Origin of the sequence: Paenibacillus solisilvae (assembly GCF_042656405.1) — a bacterium.
GTDB lineage: Bacteria > Bacillota > Bacilli > Paenibacillales > Paenibacillaceae > Paenibacillus_Z > Paenibacillus_Z solisilvae.
The window spans coordinates 32,902-51,330 of the sequence record NZ_JBHSOW010000008.1 but is presented as its reverse complement, the minus strand read 5'-3'; the positions used below and the strand labels follow the sequence as shown (position 1 = coordinate 51,330).

The following is an 18,429-nucleotide window of genomic DNA, read 5'->3' as shown; positions in this document are numbered from 1 at the left end:
GGTATAACGTCTTCCTATATGTCAACTATAGACACTCCTCAGACGATAAACCATGGAATCGATAATTCGTTTAATGGATTATATGATCAACGCATAACCGGCTTGCATAAGAAAAATACGCTGCCGGATTCCAGCAGCGCATCAGGATATTACAATTAATCAGCTTGGTCGAAACCTGCTTATCTTCTAGCGTTAAATCCTACAAATGCCTTGGTATCCAGATCGAAAACAACAGTCAACGGTCCTAGCAGCTCATCCTGATCCGTCGAATAGGTGACGTTAACCAGCTTGCCGCCAGCAGCCTGAATGCTGGAGAGCAGCTTCTTTTGCTCATCCGTTGCTGCGAGCACTCCCGATCCTACAGCATCAACGACTTCAACCGATGCATCATTTTGCTTTGTCGTTACATGGGCCTTCTGCTCGGCTGTGAGCTGATTCCAGCTTAAATCGCGGAATTCTTGAGCGGCAGCCGGAGCTAATTGCTCTGTACCTTCACCGCTTAGGACGACCAAATAAAAGAGCGGGCTTTGCGGCGGAATACTCTTAGTTGCCATCGGACCGTAGTAAGCGCGAACCTTGGTGCCTTCTTTCAAATCGGCCCAATCAACCGGCTGACCTTCAGCAGTAAGCACACTCGTTTCTTTGCCTGCATTCAGCACAAGAGTCGGTACGACAGCGCCGTCTTTGGTCTCACCGAACTGAACCTGCCATCCGTCTTCCGTATGTTTCACCGATTGAATGACATCTTCCTTAATAAGCCGCTCTGCTCCCACTGTTATTGCCGCTGCATGGGATTGGCCGGGGTAGCTCATCGCAATGATCGGTCCGTATTCGGCCTCGATTTGCGTGCCTGCTTTAAGATCTTGCAGTGCGGCGGTGTTGCCGCTTCCATCCTTAATCACCGTATCCTTGTCCGCGTTGAGTATGATCCATTTGTTCTCGCCTTTGCCGAGCACTTCAAGCTGATACTGCCCGCTGCCGAGCTCTTTTACACTAACGATGACTCCCGAAGTCCGCAAATAGTTCACAGTTTCCTCCTGACCCGGTTTGTTTATCTCAATTTCTTTGTCCTTCGCGTTATAAGTGATCTGATACCCAAGTGCTGCCGCTTCGCTGCGCGCCGGCAAATAGGCTTGTCCGTTAATGAATACCGGCTTCATAGAAGTGGATTCCCCATTGACCTTTACGGTCATATCGCTGCGCAGTATGCCGCTTACCTTGTCCATATACCCAGCTGCGCCGACAGCCGTCGTTGTTCCAATCAATCCAAGCATGGTCATCATAATAATCTTATTCTTTTTCTTCATCTGTATAATCTCCTCCCGAACACTTATAAGCGTTCATTGGTTTATGTTGACAATCACACAGACGCTGCTCGTCTGGAAAAGGTTGCATCCTTTCATAAGCTGGCCGCGAATTTAAACAACCCCGTGCCGGAGCGTGTACCTCTGATCCTGTTTCCCATTTCCCCCCTTCTTGGTTAGAATGTTCATCCGTCCGGGTACATATAAGTACAAGCTATGGAAGCGAGGTGGATGAGCATGAATGAATTCGAGAAGGCTGCCTCGAGCGGCAAAAAGACGAATCTGCGCGATCATGCAGAGCAGTATCCTACGGAGAAGAAGAGCTTGTTTGACCTGTACAAAAGCGAGGAGACGGTTGACGCTATCCCAGTTGAAGATTTGAAGCTTCAGAATGAAGATGAGAAACAGAAGGACAAGACCAAACACCATTCGTCCAGTGCCAATAAGTATAAAGAATGATGCGGCAGTTAAATAAGGGGCTCTCTTCGATTAACATGCAAAAGAGCCTTAAGCTCCACTTTTCACAGTGGTTCTTAGGGCTCTTTTGCATGAATAATGCGATTGAATCTAACGAGTCTACCCTTTTGGGGCAGCCTCTCCCTATCATCATTTTGCTTTATTCCGGTGTGACTGGAGACAAGATGCTGGAGGGCTGACCCAATATACGATCTATCGCAATCGTCGCGGAACCGAGCAATATATCGTCTTGTTCGAAGGAAGTCAGCTCAATCGTTAATTCGCTTGATATCGCAGGCCGTACATGCTCCTTAACAACCTCCTGAATGGTATTTATCCACAAATCTCCGGCCGAGGACAGCTCGCCCCCTAGAATAATCCGATCCGGATTAACCAAATTCACAAGATTCACGAGACCGAATCCGAGGTACCAAGCTGCCTTTCGTACGGCTTCCACCGTCAATTCATCCTGATCTCTTAAGTCTTTCCAGACAGACTTTAGAGCGGTGTGATCCTTATCCAAACTCTTCAGGAGCGCCGAAGTGGAACTATACAGCTCCAGGCATCCGGTATGACCGCATTCACATGCAGGCCCTTTATAATCAATGCTCATGTGGCCTATCTCTCCGGCTGCTCCAAGCGAACCCGGATACACCTTGCCATCCATGACGATTCCGGCTCTCAGCTCTTGGCCCGCTTCCACATAGATGATGACGCCATGATCCTGATGAGCTTCCTCGAGCCACCAGTGGGCTAACGCGCCGGCCTTCGCATCATACTCGGTATAGACCGGAAGCTCAAATACCGTCTTCAGCTCCTCCTGGATGTTAGCCCGCTCCCATCCGGGAGGAGAAGCAGCCAGCTCTAATTTGCCCTCATGATGCTGCAGCGGACTTGGAGCTGCGAGTCCTATTGCAATAACCTGGCCGGATGCGTTACCTTTCATCGCTTCGGCAATTAACTTCTTCAACTGGTTCAGCCCTTTGGAAGAACCGTCAGCGGCAGAAACTGCGCTTTGCCTGCAGCTGTATTCGTTCCCGTCAAGATCATACAGGCCAACGGCAGTCGATTTGCGGGCAAGTCTGACACCGATGATTTTATACGATTCGCTGTTTAATTTAACCCCTATGGAACGCCTGCCCTTCTTGCCATCCATCATACCTGTCTCCACGACAAGTCCCCAACTCATAAACTCGTTAATTATATGTGTGATCGTCGATTGATTAAGGCCGGATGCCTGCGCTAATTCCGCTCTAGAGCAGACTTTTCGTTTCCGCAGGAGTCGAATAACCAGGGAACGATTCATTTCCTGCACATCTTCCTGATTCGTCCCTTGCTTCGTTTTGGCTGACATGTTGTTTGTTCCCTCTCATCGCATGAAATAGAATAGATCCCTTCTTATAAAAAATAATCATACAATACAGCGTTTTATAAAACAATAAAGGAGCTTTACTGAAAATCAAGCGACTGCTTTCAGGCAGTCAGTACCGCACTCGTGCCTGGAAAAGATTTCACGCCAGAAACTACGACTATAGGCGGAGATCTGACAAAATCATTCATGAAAATCATCTAAAGACTAACAAACTTCTCCTTCATCACTAGCTATAATAATAACCGGAACAAAATACTGGAAGCTGAAAAGGGGTTTGTTATCTACACAATGATTAGAAACGATATTTTTGTTAATGTAACGCTGAATGCGACGGTTTCTCACCTGGTTAAGGCCAAGAGCAGGACACATGCTTTAAAAACGGCTGACTTTCAGATTAATGAGGAGACGATTGTGATGGATCAGATCCAGCTGATTAACGAGCAAGGCGCAGGGAAATCATTCAAAGTGAAACGAATTGAAGCTGTCCATTGGGAGGCTGCTGAAGCCGAGGAATACAGCAATCATTTCAAGGTAGCCGGTCAGATCCGGCTTGAGCTTTACGTTCCCTTTACGATGGAGCTAGTGGAGGAAAACCTCTGGGAAGCCGGCTATAAACTCCCCAAGGCCTCCTTTCAAGATATAACGATCTGGGTTATTCCCACTTCGAACGGACCGGTATTCACACAAGTGAAAAGTCAATCATTCGAATGGAAAGTAAAAACCAGAACGTCCAATTCCTTTATAAAAGCAGGTTAAATCCTGCAGCAGCAAGCCCCCGGATATCCGGGGGCTTGCTTACATAAAAGTATAGTAATTATAATTCTTATAATATAGTAATCAAATATTCACTACTATTCTTCTGATAGTGCTTTGGTTACAATGGTTGTTGTAAGCACAATCAGAGGAGGCTGAACGTATGAAGTTTCGGCAATTAGGCGGAAGTGGACTCAAGGTCAGTGAAATTAGTCTGGGCAGTTGGTTAACCTACGGCGGTTACGTTGCAAATGAGAACGCTGTTAAATCAATTGAAATCGCCTACGATCTAGGGATTAATTTTTTTGATACGGCTAATGTGTATGAGAAGGGAGCTGCCGAAACTTTACTCGGCGCAACCTTGCGCGCATATCCCCGAGAGTCATATGTACTTGCAACGAAGGTGTTCGGTTCGATGGGTGACGGGCCAAACGATCGCGGGCTTTCACGCAAGCATATTACAGAGCAGTGTAATGCCAGCTTGAAACGCCTCGGAGCCGAATACGTGGATATCTACTATTGTCACCGTTACGATAAGGGGACCCCGCTTCAAGAAACGTTACGTGCGCTTGATGATCTGGTTCGTCAAGGCAAAGTATTATACATTGGCATCAGTGAATGGACAGCATCTCAAATGGAAGAAGCTCTTGCTATAGCAGACCGCTCCCTCCTCGATCGTATTATCGTCAATCAACCCATTTATAATATGTTCGAGAGGTATATCGAGAAGGAGATTATTCCACTGGGCGAGCGCAAAGGTATTGGACAAGTCGTATTTTCACCGCTTGCTCAAGGACTGCTGACCGGCAAATACAGTTCATCCTCTGATATTCCAGTAGAAAGCCGTGCAGCCAAGTTAGATGGGATGCGCAAAGCGATTACCGAAGAGAAGATCGGCAAGGTCCAGCAGCTTGACAGGATCGCATCAGAGATCGGCATTACAGTAGGACAGCTGGCTCTGGCCTGGATTCTGAGACAGCCTAATGTAGCCAGCGCCCTCGTTGGCGCGAGCCAGCCCCAGCAGGTGAAGGAAAATATCCAAGCCTCCGGTGTTACGCTTTCCGATGACATCCTTACGAAAATCGAAGCCGTACTTGCTTAATCCGTCATACAGGACAGATACCGTTTGGTTTAATGCTCATTTGGCATCTTAAACGTATTTTATTTATCATTCAGGAGGCTCACCATGACTAAGGTCGTTATTACAGGCGGGAGCGGTATGCTCGGCAAATGGGTGGTCAAGCATTTTGTCGAACATGGATACGAGGTTGTTAATGTGGATACACACAGACCTGTAGATCCGATATGTCGCACGATAATTGCTGATCTGAACAATCTAGGAGAAGTTTACGGTGCGCTATCAGGCGCTGAGGCAGTTGTTCATTTGGCTGCTATACCGGCTGCGCACATTAAGACCAGTGAAGTCACTTTTCAAAATAATGTGATGTCAACGTACAACATATTGGAAGCTGCGGCTGGGCTAGGCATCCGGAAAGCAGTTATTGCTTCCAGCGAGTCGTCATACGGGATCGTTTTTGCGGTTAACCGCTTCGGCCCCCAATATGTCCCCATTGATGAATCGCATCCCCAGCTTCCCCAAGACAGCTATGGCCTCTCAAAGGTCGTTAATGAGCTGACAGCCGATATGTTCCATAGGCGTACGGGTATGCAGATTGTCTCGCTTAGGCTTGGAAATGTCATCGATCCGGCCTCCTATGAGCGATTCCCATCGTTCATTCACGATCCTGCGCAGCGTGATCGGATTTTGTGGAGCTACATTGATACGCGGGATGCCGCTGAGGTATGTCAGCTTGCGATTGAAGCTGAAGGGCTTGGCTCCGTGGCGTTGAATATTGCTTCGGAGGATACGAGCATGGCGGTTAAGAGCAGAGAATTGTTAGCGGCGCGATATCCGGAAGTCGTGGACTTCAAGACTCCGCTTGATGGCTATGAAACACTTCTCAGCAGTGAGAAAGCAAAAAAGCTCTTGAATTGGCAGCCTAAGCATAAGTGGAGAGATTACGTTAAATGTGAATAGTTCTCGCTCGTGTTGGGTTTATGAAGATTAGGCACGCACCTATCACACACACCAGAATCCCGTCTAAAATTAGACGGGATTCTTCTTATCCTATGTGTAACAGCTTGCTTGGTTAAGCCATTATGCCGCTGTTGCACTCAGAGTCCTGCAGTGAACTTGTTATTCCCGGCTTCGGATATTGTCCGCCGTACGAATGGCGAGTGCGACGGTAGTAAGTGTTGGATTGGCGCCTCCTATGGGAGGGAGAACACTGTTATCCGCCACATATAGACTGCTTATCCCGTGAATTTGTCCATACCGGTCGGCAGCGGAGGTTAAAGGGTCGTCTCCCATGCGGCTGGTTCCGAACTCATGGTAATCGGCGCCGGGCAGAATCCGGCAAATGTCGGGTTCTGCGTTAGTTCCAGTCCAATTAGGTTGACACGCGATGGAAGCTTGCCGCATACCAGCCTCCATACGCCGGATCACTTCGAGATCCCGAGGGGAATAAGTCAGTCGGGCTTTAATGGTTGGTACGCCATAGATATCTTTGTCTGAAGGGTCGAGGAATACCTGATTCTCGTAACGGCTTTCCAATTTGACCGAAACCAAGTAAGGAGATTTTCCACTCTGTTTGCGAAGGTTTAAACTGAAACTGCTGGTACCAGTTGTACCAAACCTCTCCCCCGGGACCGTGGATTTGAATTTGATAGGGCCGATCCTCCGATTGCGGAATGAGTATGCCGAGAACGCCGGAAATTTCCGGAAAAGCCGAGGTATCCAAACGGATGTTTGTCGAAAGAAAGGATTGATGACTCAAATAATGACCAATTGCATGTCCAGGAATGCCTGAGTTGAGAAGCAAACGCGGTGTTTGATAAACGTTAGCGGACAACACAACTGTCTTTGCTCGGATTACAAATGGCTTTCCACCCGGTGTCATCACCTTTACTCCGGCAGCTTTTGCCCCATCGGTCAGCACTTGAACGGCTCTGGCATGAATGGCCAAATCAAATGCTCCAAGATTCATGGCTTTGGCTAGAAAAAGAATAGAGCTAAACGCTGGACTCGAATGGATCTCGCCAAATCGGGTTGGCTGCAGATCAACCGCGAACGGGAGACCCGTGACATTCGGAAACCCTTTGAAACGAAGCCGTTCCAGCAAAATTTGCTGAATCGTCGATCCTTCCGTATAGCCTTTTGAGACACTCATCACTTCTTCAGCCAAATTGTAATAGGGCTCCATTTCCTCCGGGGTTACCGGCCATTCCTTTTTCATTAGAGAAGGAAGAACGCGCGGGCTGATGGTTCCCCAAAACAACGTTTTTCCACCAAGCGCAATGACCTCTCGCGCAGCCGGCAAATCGGGCAGCATTTGTCCGATGGGATGTGAAATTTTCGGATTGAGAAAATAGTCGCCGGAAATAGCACTGCCCAGCGTCGGAATGTTCCAATAATGGTTGGGCAGCATCAGCCCTCCCGCCTCCACAATCCCGACCCGTTTTCCGCTGAATCCCCATTGTTCGCACAAACGCCAGAGAACGGCACCTCCGCCGGCCCCCGTGCCGACAATAAGAACGTCATATTCCTTCTCAGCCATCTTCTCTACCGGAATGTGAGGAATCCAATTATCCATATAAGAAACAGGCTTGGACGAGCTGCAATCAGGCAAGTCCAGTGCTGCCGATACGTCCGCCGCAGGCAGAGGGATTCGCACGCAATGTCCGCCGATTACTATACCAGGGTCGATCAACTCGGGATTTAGCTCCAATAATCTTGCTACAGGGATCCGAATTTTGGCCGCAATGTCTTGTAGAGTATCTCTCCGATCGGCGACATAGATTCGCAACAAAGCATCACTCCCTTTATCCATTCCCATATATGGATCGTTCTTGTTCTTTATCGGAACAATCGAAGCATATTAAGGATTTGTCTTCTAATACGACGCCGTTAATAAATCCATCATTGCAATAAATTTGCTTTTTACATTCCTTGCAGCGGCCAACAAGCTCCTGCATAAATATGACCTCCCAAGCTCTATAACCTCCTGGACATCGATCAGGATAATGCTGAGAATGTCTGATCTCCATGAATCTGTTAATCCCAATACGAGAACAGAGAAGATGAAGGCTGGAATTATAAAACTGCATACATCATTCATTATAAGCTCCTTTAATAAATAATCAGCTCATTAAGTTTATATGTCATTACAGTTAATCCACCTTTCAGTTTAAGTTCTTCTTCTTCCGACATACAAAGAACCACTGCCTGCGCGGCAATGGCTCTTTGTTCGCTGCAGCTGCAGCTGCCGCTAACGGTTTGCTGCAATTGCATCTATTTCACTCTTCAAGAACTAATATCTATGCTGTCTCCTTGATGAAACAGTTAATCGTATTTATCCTCTTCAATTCTCAGCTTGTTCTCTAGTATGAGCTCCGCCTCCGTTTCAAAATTCAAATACAGCGGTCCTGGCAGCTGGTCGATCAGCCCTTGAATTGCGGGCAGTTCGAATAACTCTTCCAAGGTTTGCGGCTGGGGATCAAGCTGATAGACCCATTCACGCAGAGCATCGATAAAAAGGTAAAACGAAGCCTCGAATTCATCAGCCGTCGACTCGGCTTCCTCGTTTGGCGAGACGGACATCGTCTGCCAGTTTCTGAGCATCGTGCGCAGTCTCTGCTCCACATTATCGTTCATGCTGCCGCCTCCTGAATTACGCCTTCTCATTGTCTCTTCTTTTATTTCATTATAATCGGAATTGCTGGTGCCGCAATATAACCGAGAATGTCCTCTCAGCGAATTAAATATAGAAAAAGCAGCCCGCTTCACACAGGTTATCCCCATGTATCCGCTGACTGCTTTTATGAATAATTGCAATGGATGAAATGCCTGACTTTACAGGACTTCAAGCTTCTTTTCCAGCTCTACCCGAGTTTCGAACGATCGTTTGTCTTCCTGCAGGGTAATGATTCTCGCTCCGCGCTCCAGCTTCCCGTAAGTATTGTAACCCGTAACGCGTCCATAGCATAATTGAATGCCGTAGAGGTCACCAACATAATCATTATCATGATCATGACCGGCGAAGGTTCCCATAACATCCCCCATCTCCAGCATAGCCGTGAATAAGCCGCTGTTGAGTTTAGGGCAGCACACGTCCTCGCCTTTAATGCCTGTTACCGTGCCCTGCTGACAAGCCTGCTCGTATTCTGGAATGGGGATGTGAAAGAACGCGAGCGCCGGCAATGTTCTGCCATTCTTCTGGATCGACTTGCCGGATTCCGTGCAGTACCAGTGGACCTGATCCGGATGAATCCAGCCATATCCCTCGATAGGATCTGGTGCATAGTCTCCCGAATCAAAGAAGTACAACAACGCCGCATCGGCTTCAGCCGCTGAGCCTTCTATGGTCAATATATAATTGCCTATGCCATGAATGTCCTCCGGGCCATCCTCAGACATGTTCGAAGCACATTCAGCTAAAATCCCATTCAACTGCTGACGCGTGATCCCTTTCTCCGAATCATGGTTCCCATAAATAACGGCAAACGGAATTCCTGATTGTACGACACCGGCAATCGCACGGCGAAACGTTCCTTCTTGATCCTCAACATCATAGCTGGAGATAACATCGCCTGTAAGGACGATTAAGTCGGGCTGCTGATCCGCAATCATATGCTGCATAAGCGCCAGTGTTTGAACATCCTTTTCCGCTTCAAATCCATCTTTAATATGCATATCGGTGAATTGCAGGATATGGAATGTGCCATCCGGCCGGTACTTCAGTTTAGGGCGTGCCATTTTAACTCCTCCTAGTCTCGCGTGTCATGAACTTTGCGTGGCGTTTGCTCTCAAAGCCGGTTAATGACTCAAATATACTTGAAAACTGTTCAGAGCGGGGAACCATCTGGATTCCGCAATCGTAAGCTTGATGATTCCCTCATCCGCCCGGTATCATTCTGGTGGATGAAGCCATAGAACTCCATCTCCTGCCAGGCGAGCTGACGCTCCGAGGGTGTTACCTGTGCAGCTTCCTGTATCCTTCTATCCATCCCCTTTGCCAAACAGCATTATTCGAATGCCTGCTCCGTCAGATAAGCGGCCAGCATGCGTGCGCCGAAGCCCGTCGCTCCGACAGCGAGTTCGCCTTTGGCGGCGGACGAGTCCTTCGAACCATTCATATCGATATGCGCCCAAGTAAGCTCCGGATGCACGAATTTGCGTAAAAATAATGCAGCCGTAATGGCACCCGCTTCGCCTACCCGGCTGATGTTGCAGGCATCGGCATAGTCGCTGTCCATATAGGTTTCGTATTCATCCACCAAGGGAAGCTGCCATACCTTCTCGCCAAACGGTTCACCTGCAGTCTTAATCGCTTCCACCAAACGGTCATCTCCCAAGATGCCGGCTACCCTAGAGCCAAGCGCGCCAACGACGGAATATGTCAGCGTGGCCACGTCGATTGCTTGAGAAGCGCCTAGGCGATGAGCATAAATTAAGGCATCCGCCAGAATGAGCCGCCCTTCAGAATCGGTATTGCCTACTTGAACGGTTAAGCCGTTCGCATAGCGGATTATTTCACCCGGCAGCATCGAACGGTCGGAAGGCGTATTCTCCGCGGAAGGAATGAGCACTACCACATTCACAGCTGCGCCGCTTCGGACCATAATATCGAGCGCTCCAAGCACCGCTGCTGCTCCTGCCATATCCATCCGCATATCGCTGATGTCGTTATCCCGTTTGAGGCTGATGCCTCCCGTATCGAATGTAATGCCTTTGCCGATCAAAGCAGCGAGCGGTTTGGAAGCATCCGAGCAATAGCGGATCTCAAGAAATACGGGCGGATGCACGCTTCCTTTGCCGACCGCCGCCAGTCCGGCAAAGCCAAGACGCTCCAGCTCCCCGCCCTCATGGACAGTGACCTGTGCCGGCGTGCCCGCGAACCGCTCCGCCGCTCTCTCCGCCAAATTGCGGGGCCTCAGACAATTGGGCGGCTCATTGGCCAGATCGCGCGCCCACATCGTGCTCTGCGCGCGCAATTCGCCAAGACGTACAGCTTCTGTCCACGCTATGCTCTCTTGGCCAACAAAGGAGATGGTCACACCCATATCCTCAACCGGTTTGGCTTTATAGTTATCGAACGAATAAGTTCCGAGCAGCGAGCCTTCAACCCATGCCGCAATATCGTCAGCCCGGCAGCCGCCAAACGATTCATGAGCTGCCAATGCTTCGAAGGACACGGCAGCCGATTGCCGCTTCTCCTTCCGCAATGCACGGCCTGCATTGCCCGCTGCTTCACGAATGAAGGAGGATCGGAATTTAGCCCTTTCTCCAAGGCCGACAAGCATCAGGTCAGGCTGCCCGCTGCTGCCGTAGAACCAAGTTACAGCATGTCTGGCTCCCATGTACGGCATGATCTTCGCGGGTTCCAATGTTTGCTGGATTTTCGGCAAATCCGGCAGGCTTTCAAGGAAAACAGGTACGATCAACGTCTCTGCGGAACATGCACCGCTTATCTCGAATTTCATCAAAGCACTCCTCACACCCAGATTTTATCGTGCAATCTGCCACTCATCCGTTGTATGTCCAACCTTCTCTGCTATAAAAATTTCCATAGCGTTCCGGTCCAGCGATCCTGGACTGCCGCCGAACCGGCCTACGGATATACCGCCGCAGGCATTGGCATACAGCAAGCACTGCTCCGTTTGCTGGCCGGTCAAGAACCCATACATGTAACCTGCGTTGAAGGAATCACCAGCACCGGTCGTATCGACGACAGGCACCTCGAATCCGGACCTGTACATCATCTTGCCGCCAACCGCTGCGACTGCGCCTGCTGCTCCCAGTTTCAGCACGATATGGCGGCTGTGCCGCGACAGTTCCGCCATGCATTCCTCCACCGATAAGCAGCCTGTATAATGCTGCGCCTCGACCTCATTCATGAAGAAGACATCCACCACTTTCATCAGCTCAAATATGCCTGTATACCATTCCCCGGTATCATCCCATCCCACATCAAGTGAAGTCGTTAATCCAAGCGCTTTCAACCGGAGTGTCATTTCCATGTATTCTTCATGATTAAGGCTTCCGCGGTAGCCTGTCAAGTGAACATGCCTTCCCAGAGCAGCGCTGTTCATGTCCAGCTGCTGTAAATCCAATTCCGCATTGGAACCCATATACGTAATAAAAGAACGGTCTTTCTCGGGATTGATGGCAATAGAGATCCCCGTGTTGTTTAAGCTGCTTGTCCGAATAAATCTGGTATCGATACCAGAATCGGCAAGCTGATCCCTCACAAACTGCCCGAAGCCATCCTTACCGAGAATGCCGTTGAATGCAACCTTCAACCCTAATCTTGCGAGCGTCAAACTAAACAAAGCCGCACCGCCGCCTACATGAAGGGTCATATTGTGAACCAGCACCTCTTGACCAGGCCTTGGCAGGTCGCTGCACCCTGCAACGACCAAATCGATATTGGCATCTCCTATTACGATAGCATCATATTGTTTCATTGCTATACACATCCTCATGACAGCGTTTACCTAGATGGCTCTTAAAAATCCTGCTTCCTGTTTTGACAGCTTTCACGGGCAACCAACCGATGCTCGAGCACGATATCTTCATCTGGGATCATGTCCCCGGCAATTTGCTTCAGCAGTACATCCATCGTCACTTTACCCATTTGATGAATCGGCTGCTCCATGGAGGTAAGCGTCGGACGGACTAATTCAGTCAGCTGGCTGCCGTCAAACCCCATAACCGAAATATCCCCCGGCACCTGCAAATGATGGTCGCGGATGCAGTTCATCGCGCCGACAGCCATATCGTCGCTGACCGCAAACACTGCGGTTGGCGGATTCTTCGTGCTCAGTATCTCGTGCATCTGATCGTAACCGCTTCTTACCTTGTAATCGCCGAAGCGAATATGTTCATAGACCAGCTTCTTGCCGCTCTCTGACATGGCGTTCCGGTAACCGCTGTAGCGGTTCTGGCCGGATGTGATGTCCCGCATGTCACCGCCGATGAATCCGATCGATTCATGACCCAATTCAATTAAATATTGGGTCGCGTCGTAAGCCGCTTGATAATCGTCTACGATAACCGATATGAATTTTTGATCCATCGGCTTCACGCTGGAGAAAATGACAGGAATCTTTATTTTATGGATGAGCGTTCGAATCTGCTCATTAATCTTTTCGTGCATGATGATGATGCCCTCGACGCGCATTTCCTGAAACACAGTTAAGTACTTGAGCTCTTTGTCTATATCTTCACTAATATTACAAACGAGCAGATTAAAGTCATTGGCGCTTGCCACCTCTTCAATGCTGCTGAGAATCGTCGAATAGAAGCTTGAAGTTAAATCAGGCACGATGACGCCGATGAGGTTCGTTTTTTTGCGAACCAAACTACGGGCGATTTGACTTGGAGCGTATCCCAATTCTTCGATGGCCCTGTTCACTTTTTCTTTGAGATCGTCTTTGACGTACTTTTCTCCATTCAGGACCCTGGAGACGGTGGTTACTGAAACCCCGGCCAGCTTCGCCACGTCTTTGATTTTGACTTGCATCCTGCTCACCTCATCTATAACGGTTAAAACATCCGAAGATATAGATTCGCCAAACATATTGAATTTCCTGTTTCTAAGCTTCTTCCGTTACAAATAGTGGCTGCGAGAACGCCGAATAACCGCCTTCCAGATAGACAGCGATGCGGACGTATCCTTCATCGCCTTTGCAGGTGTACGCCGCCTGCTTGATCCGCCCGGTAGACTCATGCAGCACCCGTCCGTCCTTGCCGAAGAAGGTGACGTATTTATACATCTTATCCAGCAAATCATTCGAACGGAGATCGGCTATGACCGTATTTCCTTCCACCTTGATGGCATCAAAACCATAACCGGTCGATACGTAAAAGTTACCGCTGCAGATGGCGTCAATGATCGCCTCATTCGTGTTTGCTGCAGCCTGCACCATATTCCACGCCTGCTTCTCCTGCCCGTATACATGGGAATCATCATTGCCGAACCCCCACACCTTCCGTCCTGCCGAGAGAAGGGCATCCCACTTGTCAAAAGCAATATCGTACTCCGGATTGCCGTCTCCGTTATAGACTTCAACCCCGAGATAACGTTCCATCTTCAGCATATCTTCCAAGGTCCAATAATTCGAGAAGAACCGGTTCGGATGAACGAGCACGGCAAATCCGCCGCTATCAGTCGTCATATCGACAAAACGCTGATAGTTTTCAATCGTAAATTCGCTGCCATAATTCTCCATGATGCTGTGGGGCGGCTGTACAAGCAGCATATGTGTTTGCCGGCTGCTGACTTCAATCGCCTCGAAAACAGTAGGGATCTCCCTCTCGCCTTCGTGTTTTGTAATTTTATCGTGATCGGAAATGCCAAGAAAATCATATCCCCCGTACATTTTGTATACGGTTTCCAGCGGAAACCATCCATCGCTGTTCGAGGTATGATTGTGGAAGCTCCCTTTAAGCCAAATGCCTGTTTGTTCATAAGGATTGTTAATCTTCATCACTGCGCTCCGCCCTCTTTCGAGACTGTTATTCTTTCATGGAACCGATCATGACGCCCTTCGCGAAATACTTCTGTACGAAAGGATAAATGAGAATAATCGGCGTGACGACGATGACGATCGTCGCCATTTTCAGCGAGTTGCTCGTCACTTGAATTTTTTGGAGCATCTCGTATTTGACCCCCGCAGACTGATTCAAGGTATCCCTCATCGCCTCCGCGCTCATCAGCATTTCCTGCAGCAGCGTGGATAGCGGCCGCAGACTTTCTTTACGGATGAAGAATGCGCCGGTGAACCAGTCATTCCAATGCGAGACAGCGGAAAATAAAGAGATGACCGCGATTACCGGTCTGCTGAGCGGCATGATGATCCGCATAAAGATCATAAAATCATTGTAGCCGTCAATTCGCGCCGATTCCTCCAAGCTCGGATGAAGCTGCTGGAAGAACGTCCGGAATATGATCAAGTTCCATGCACTATACAGGCTTGGAATGACATACACCCATATGTTGTCCGTCAAATGCAGCGATTTAAGCAGCATATAATACGGGATGATCCCCCCGCCGAACAGCATCGTGAAGAAAATCATCATCATGAAGAACTTTCCGCCTGGCAGTGTCTTGCTCTTCAGCGCATAAGCTGCCATTGCTGTCAGAAATACGCTCGCAATCGTGCCTACGAATGTGCGGAACAGGGAAACCGAGAATGCCGTGCCAATGCTGGCCGTTTGAAACGCATGATTGAAGTTGTCCAGCGACCATGTTCTCGGCCAGAAGAAAATGCCTCCCTTTTCAGCATCTTTACCGGGATTAAACGCCAAGGCGATAATGTTCAGGAAGGGAAGTATGATCGACAGACATAAAGCGATAATGAGCACATAGTTGATGATTTTGAACGTTTTTTCTGAGGCGCTTAGTTTATAAAATTCGTTACCCATGTTATCCCTCCTGCTAAGAACTTTTTACGAAACTGCTTGTTATACAACCCGTGAGTAACTCACTTCGCAAGCAGAAGCTTAAGAAGGAAGGGCGGCTACCCCCACCTGCAGATAAAACCGCCCAGCCACTTGACATCATAAGGATGATTCCGATTCTTAGAATTTCACTTTTGTTTTTGGATCGGCATTTTTATCTCCGACCAGCTTCAGGTAATCGTCCAACCCGGCAGCCTTGAGCTGTTTCAAAGCGTTATCCAAAATTTTCTTCGCATCATCCGCGCTTTTGCTGTAATAAGCCTGAACCAGACTGTCGTTGTAGTTATCGAACGCAGCTTTCAATTCCGTGCCATTTGCGAACTCGCCCAGGAATGAAGTTGGCGTGTATGCGTCTATGACTTCTGCATTTTTCCGCTTTTCGTCCCATTTCCAGTAATCCGCGATGATTTTCGCGCCTTTGCTCTTGCCTTGGTTCAGCTTATCTCCCCATTGGTCTTCGCCAAAGTCAGCCAAATTGTCGTTATCGGTGCTGCCGAGAATATTGCCCCAGCTGTTGCCTACACCGTCAAACCCGAGTTTCTTCGCTTCGTTCGGATCTTTCGCTTTCAAATCGATGACTTCTTGTTTAACGAGCGGATTGCCGTCTTTATCCAATGTGTAATCGCGGCCTTCCAAACCGTATTTCCACAGCAGCTTGCCGGTACGGCTTGAAAGGAAGTCGGCAAACTTCACGATATCCTCCGGATTTTCTGTCGTAGTCGGAATCGCCCATGCGGAATAACCGGATTTGAAGTCGACTTTCATTTGATACGGGCCATCGACGTTGTTCAATGGACCAAGCGGCAAGTAGTGCCCATCCTGCTCGAAATCCTGCATGCTGTGCATATCTGCGATGATAGCCCATGAACCGTTCAGCGCGCCTTCTGTCGCACGGCTCTCATCCATGGTGAAGAATTCGGGCTGCAGCAATTTCTCGCTCAGCAGTTTTTTAACAAAATCCACTTTTTTCAAAGCATACGGCGTCTCAGCCTCATGGAGAATTTGTCCGTCTTTGGATTGCTTGATGCGCTGGTCGTCGGCGCCCCATTCCAAATCTTGGAACAGGCTTCCGATCTCGTGGCCTCCCCAGTAACCAGGGCCGATCGGCGTTACGTCTTTACCGTTTTTGTCCTTGAAGTTTCCTGCTTTGATTTTCTTAGCCAGTTCATACAATTGATCCGTCGAAGTGATCGTGCGCGGATCAACTTTCAGCGCTTCCGCGATATCTTTGCGGATGTATGGGCCGCCGACCAGAGGTATACCTGTGTAACCGGCTTCGCGGTTAATGTTCATATGAGCGAAATAAGCGGAACCGTTAAATTCAGGACGGAACATGACGCCAAACTGCGTGTCCAGCGGCAAGTAGCCGTCTTGCAAATATTTGCTGTACACTTTCGTATCTTTCATAAGCGGTGCCAGATCTGTAAACATGCCTTCGCGAGCCGCCTTAAGCACGACCGGCATTTCAGGACGACCGCTGTTATTTAAGTAAAAAGCGATAAAGTCCGGCAAGTCGCCTGATGCAAGACCAGCCACCAAGCCGTCGATGGAATGGTCTGCTTTCATGATTTGGATTTCGAAATCGACACCCGTCAATTCTTTGATCTTCGCTTTGATCTCCGGGTTCATATCCTCGGTGTAATCATCGGTTCCCATAAACACGAGCCCTTTAATCTTCCGGTCGGCAATCCAAGTCGCCGGTTTGCCTGCATCTGCACCTGCACCATCATTTGCATTGGATACATTTTGTTTGCCGCCGTCTGCCTTTTCCGTGTTGTTGGCATTGTTGCTGGTGCAGCCGGTAATCAGTAAAACCACGAGAAGTGAAATTGTGAACAATTTGACCCATTTCTTGTTCATGTGCTTTCCCCTTTTCAACGATTTTTTATGAAAAACACCCATTTGGTGTCTCCCAACAATAAGTGGGTGATGCTCCGCTTCTGGTATCGTTACCATAAAGAGGTTTCAGAAACGCGGCGCGAAATGCGATTCGCTACAATAACCAGTACTAGACCAATCAAGCCCTGCATCATGCCAACTGCCGTTGCGTATCCGTATTGACCGCTCTGCAAGCCCATCCTGATGATGTACGTATCCAATATATCGGAAAGCTGCATGTTACCTGGCGTTCGCAGCAAGTAAATCTGGTCGAATCCGGCGGATAATATATTTCCAAGCGATAAAATGAAAAGGATCACGATCGTCGGCATAATGGACGGAAGCGTTATGCTCCAAATTTCCCGCAGCTTGCCGGCTCCGTCTATCTTGGCTGCTTCATACATATCGGGATTAATTCCTGAAATCGCTGCCATATAAATGATGGAATCCCAGCCAATTGATTTCCATAGATGGCTTCCGAACATGATCCCGTAAAAATATTTGGGCTCCATCATGAAAAAAATGCTGCCGTCCCCGCCCATATCAGCGATAACCTGATTCAATAAACCGGTATCCGGCGCCAATATCCGCTGAATCAATCCGACAACGACGACCCATGACAGGAAATGAGGCAGATATAATACACTTTGTGAAACGTTCTTGAACCATTTGGTGCGGACCTCGTTAAACATCAGCGCCAAGATAATCGGGAAGGGCAGGTAAAGAAACAGCTTCATGCCGCTAATAATAAGCGTGTTCTTGATCAATTCGGTGCTTTGATAAGAATTGAAGAAGGTTTTGAAGTATTGAAGACCGACCCAAGGGCTGCCAAGTATGCCTTCGTTAAACTTGTATTCCTTGAAAGCCAGCAGCAATCCGCCCATTGGGATGTAAGCAAAAATGATGAAGAATACAATACAGGGCAGAAGCATGAGATACAGATAACGATGCAGCAGGATCCTTTTCCATAACGTACTTCTAGGATTTCTCAGTTTCAACAGCGGTGAAGTGGATGGTTCCATAAGCTTGGGATCACCTTCTTTTTTAAAATTGTGATGAATGCGAATAACAAGAACTTGTTTTCTGGTAACGTTTCCATACTGAGCGAAAAAAATGACGCTTCCACTCATGATGTATACGAA

18 protein-coding genes are annotated in these 18,429 nt (G+C 48.5%); 4 read left to right on the top strand and 14 right to left on the bottom strand.

Annotation, left to right across the window (positions count from 1 at the left end; all coding sequences use genetic code 11):
- Positions 1-179: 179 nt before the first annotated feature.
- Entirely contained in the window at positions 180-1,307 is a 1,128-nt protein-coding gene (locus ACFPYJ_RS02025; RefSeq protein ID WP_379186378.1) for a stalk domain-containing protein, read from the bottom strand.
- Positions 1,308-1,541: 234 nt separating this feature from the next.
- Here ACFPYJ_RS02025 and ACFPYJ_RS02020 point away from each other — a divergent pair, with 234 nt between their 5' ends.
- Complete coding sequence (locus ACFPYJ_RS02020) at positions 1,542-1,763, top strand: hypothetical protein (RefSeq protein WP_379186377.1); 222 nt, start codon at positions 1,542-1,544, stop codon at positions 1,761-1,763.
- Positions 1,764-1,920: 157 nt separating this feature from the next.
- Here the strand turns inward: ACFPYJ_RS02020 and ACFPYJ_RS02015 are convergent, their stop codons facing one another.
- Positions 1,921-3,114 (bottom strand): ROK family protein, encoded by a 1,194-nt coding sequence (locus tag ACFPYJ_RS02015; protein ID WP_379186376.1) that lies wholly within the window; start codon positions 3,112-3,114, stop codon positions 1,921-1,923.
- A 306-nt stretch (positions 3,115-3,420) separates the two neighbouring features.
- Here ACFPYJ_RS02015 and ACFPYJ_RS02010 point away from each other — a divergent pair, with 306 nt between their 5' ends.
- The 3 genes from ACFPYJ_RS02010 (at position 3,421) to ACFPYJ_RS02000 (ending at position 5,923) form a co-directional block, all read left to right on the top strand.
- Positions 3,421-3,888, top strand: a complete 468-nt coding sequence (locus ACFPYJ_RS02010) for a hypothetical protein (RefSeq protein ID WP_379186375.1) — start codon at positions 3,421-3,423, stop codon at positions 3,886-3,888.
- 160 nt (positions 3,889-4,048) lie between these two features.
- The gene (locus ACFPYJ_RS02005; RefSeq protein ID WP_379186374.1) at positions 4,049-4,987 is read left to right on the top strand and encodes an aldo/keto reductase family protein; all 939 of its coding nucleotides are present in this window, start codon (positions 4,049-4,051) and stop codon (positions 4,985-4,987) included.
- A gap of 84 nt (positions 4,988-5,071) precedes the next feature.
- On the top strand, positions 5,072-5,923 hold the full coding sequence (locus ACFPYJ_RS02000) for an NAD-dependent epimerase/dehydratase family protein (protein ID WP_379186373.1): 852 nt from the start codon (positions 5,072-5,074) through the stop codon (positions 5,921-5,923).
- Between the two features lie 159 nt (positions 5,924-6,082).
- On the opposite strand, the gene ACFPYJ_RS01995 is transcribed toward ACFPYJ_RS02000, so the two are convergent.
- The 12 genes from ACFPYJ_RS01995 to ACFPYJ_RS01940 all read right to left on the bottom strand — a co-directional run bounded on the left by ACFPYJ_RS01995 (position 6,083) and on the right by ACFPYJ_RS01940 (position 18,309).
- Positions 6,083-6,499, bottom strand: a complete 417-nt coding sequence (locus ACFPYJ_RS01995) for a GMC family oxidoreductase (RefSeq protein WP_379186372.1) — start codon at positions 6,497-6,499, stop codon at positions 6,083-6,085.
- Positions 6,426-7,751 carry a GMC family oxidoreductase N-terminal domain-containing protein gene (locus ACFPYJ_RS01990; RefSeq protein ID WP_379186371.1) on the bottom strand — a complete coding sequence of 442 codons (1,326 nt, stop codon included), beginning with the start codon at positions 7,749-7,751 and terminating at the stop codon, positions 6,426-6,428. Before ACFPYJ_RS01990 ends, ACFPYJ_RS01995 begins: the two co-directional genes overlap by 74 nt.
- A gap of 323 nt (positions 7,752-8,074) precedes the next feature.
- A complete protein-coding gene (locus ACFPYJ_RS01985; protein ID WP_379186370.1) occupies positions 8,075-8,236 on the bottom strand; it encodes a hypothetical protein in 162 nt (53 codons plus the stop codon).
- A 51-nt stretch (positions 8,237-8,287) separates the two neighbouring features.
- Complete coding sequence (locus ACFPYJ_RS01980; RefSeq protein ID WP_379186369.1) at positions 8,288-8,599, bottom strand: hypothetical protein; 312 nt, start codon at positions 8,597-8,599, stop codon at positions 8,288-8,290.
- A gap of 198 nt (positions 8,600-8,797) precedes the next feature.
- Positions 8,798-9,700 (bottom strand): metallophosphoesterase family protein, encoded by a 903-nt coding sequence (locus ACFPYJ_RS01975; protein WP_379186367.1) that lies wholly within the window; start codon positions 9,698-9,700, stop codon positions 8,798-8,800.
- A 269-nt stretch (positions 9,701-9,969) separates the two neighbouring features.
- The gene (locus ACFPYJ_RS01970; protein WP_379186366.1) at positions 9,970-11,427 is read right to left on the bottom strand and encodes a leucyl aminopeptidase family protein; all 1,458 of its coding nucleotides are present in this window, start codon (positions 11,425-11,427) and stop codon (positions 9,970-9,972) included.
- 24 nt (positions 11,428-11,451) lie between these two features.
- Positions 11,452-12,411, bottom strand: coding sequence for a carbohydrate kinase family protein (locus ACFPYJ_RS01965; RefSeq protein ID WP_379186365.1), 960 nt, complete (start codon positions 12,409-12,411; stop codon positions 11,452-11,454).
- Positions 12,412-12,452: 41 nt separating this feature from the next.
- Positions 12,453-13,469 carry a LacI family DNA-binding transcriptional regulator gene (locus ACFPYJ_RS01960; RefSeq protein WP_379186364.1) on the bottom strand — a complete coding sequence of 339 codons (1,017 nt, stop codon included), beginning with the start codon at positions 13,467-13,469 and terminating at the stop codon, positions 12,453-12,455.
- Positions 13,470-13,542: 73 nt separating this feature from the next.
- Complete coding sequence (locus tag ACFPYJ_RS01955; protein WP_379186409.1) at positions 13,543-14,436, bottom strand: PHP domain-containing protein; 894 nt, start codon at positions 14,434-14,436, stop codon at positions 13,543-13,545.
- A 28-nt stretch (positions 14,437-14,464) separates the two neighbouring features.
- Positions 14,465-15,373 carry a carbohydrate ABC transporter permease gene (locus ACFPYJ_RS01950; RefSeq protein WP_379186362.1) on the bottom strand — a complete coding sequence of 303 codons (909 nt, stop codon included), beginning with the start codon at positions 15,371-15,373 and terminating at the stop codon, positions 14,465-14,467.
- 156 nt (positions 15,374-15,529) lie between these two features.
- Positions 15,530-17,269, bottom strand: a complete 1,740-nt coding sequence (locus tag ACFPYJ_RS01945) for a type 2 periplasmic-binding domain-containing protein (RefSeq protein WP_379186360.1) — start codon at positions 17,267-17,269, stop codon at positions 15,530-15,532.
- Between the two features lie 89 nt (positions 17,270-17,358).
- Positions 17,359-18,309 carry an ABC transporter permease gene (locus ACFPYJ_RS01940; protein ID WP_379186359.1) on the bottom strand — a complete coding sequence of 317 codons (951 nt, stop codon included), beginning with the start codon at positions 18,307-18,309 and terminating at the stop codon, positions 17,359-17,361.
- Positions 18,310-18,429: the final 120 nt, after the last annotated feature.

Bases quoted from the DNA above. Each gene is read 5' to 3' on its own strand.
- ACFPYJ_RS01955 (WP_379186409.1), bottom strand. From the start codon at position 14,436: ATGAAGATTAACAATCCTTATGAACAAACAGGCATTTGGCTTAAAGGG.
- ACFPYJ_RS01940 (WP_379186359.1), bottom strand. From the start codon at position 18,309: ATGGAACCATCCACTTCACCGCTGTTGAAACTGAGAAATCCTAGAAGT.
- ACFPYJ_RS01975 (WP_379186367.1), bottom strand. From the start codon at position 9,700: ATGGCACGCCCTAAACTGAAGTACCGGCCGGATGGCACATTCCATATC.
- ACFPYJ_RS02025 (WP_379186378.1), bottom strand. From the start codon at position 1,307: ATGAAGAAAAAGAATAAGATTATTATGATGACCATGCTTGGATTGATT.
- ACFPYJ_RS01985 (WP_379186370.1), bottom strand. From the start codon at position 8,236: ATGCAATTGCAGCAAACCGTTAGCGGCAGCTGCAGCTGCAGCGAACAA.
- ACFPYJ_RS01980 (WP_379186369.1), bottom strand. From the start codon at position 8,599: ATGAACGATAATGTGGAGCAGAGACTGCGCACGATGCTCAGAAACTGG.
- ACFPYJ_RS02010 (WP_379186375.1), top strand. From the start codon at position 3,421: ATGATTAGAAACGATATTTTTGTTAATGTAACGCTGAATGCGACGGTT.
- ACFPYJ_RS01950 (WP_379186362.1), bottom strand. From the start codon at position 15,373: ATGGGTAACGAATTTTATAAACTAAGCGCCTCAGAAAAAACGTTCAAA.
- ACFPYJ_RS02015 (WP_379186376.1), bottom strand. From the start codon at position 3,114: ATGTCAGCCAAAACGAAGCAAGGGACGAATCAGGAAGATGTGCAGGAA.
- ACFPYJ_RS02020 (WP_379186377.1), top strand. From the start codon at position 1,542: ATGAATGAATTCGAGAAGGCTGCCTCGAGCGGCAAAAAGACGAATCTG.
- ACFPYJ_RS02000 (WP_379186373.1), top strand. From the start codon at position 5,072: ATGACTAAGGTCGTTATTACAGGCGGGAGCGGTATGCTCGGCAAATGG.
- ACFPYJ_RS01945 (WP_379186360.1), bottom strand. From the start codon at position 17,269: ATGAACAAGAAATGGGTCAAATTGTTCACAATTTCACTTCTCGTGGTT.
- ACFPYJ_RS01970 (WP_379186366.1), bottom strand. From the start codon at position 11,427: ATGAAATTCGAGATAAGCGGTGCATGTTCCGCAGAGACGTTGATCGTA.
- ACFPYJ_RS01965 (WP_379186365.1), bottom strand. From the start codon at position 12,411: ATGAAACAATATGATGCTATCGTAATAGGAGATGCCAATATCGATTTG.
- ACFPYJ_RS01960 (WP_379186364.1), bottom strand. From the start codon at position 13,469: ATGCAAGTCAAAATCAAAGACGTGGCGAAGCTGGCCGGGGTTTCAGTA.
- ACFPYJ_RS02005 (WP_379186374.1), top strand. From the start codon at position 4,049: ATGAAGTTTCGGCAATTAGGCGGAAGTGGACTCAAGGTCAGTGAAATT.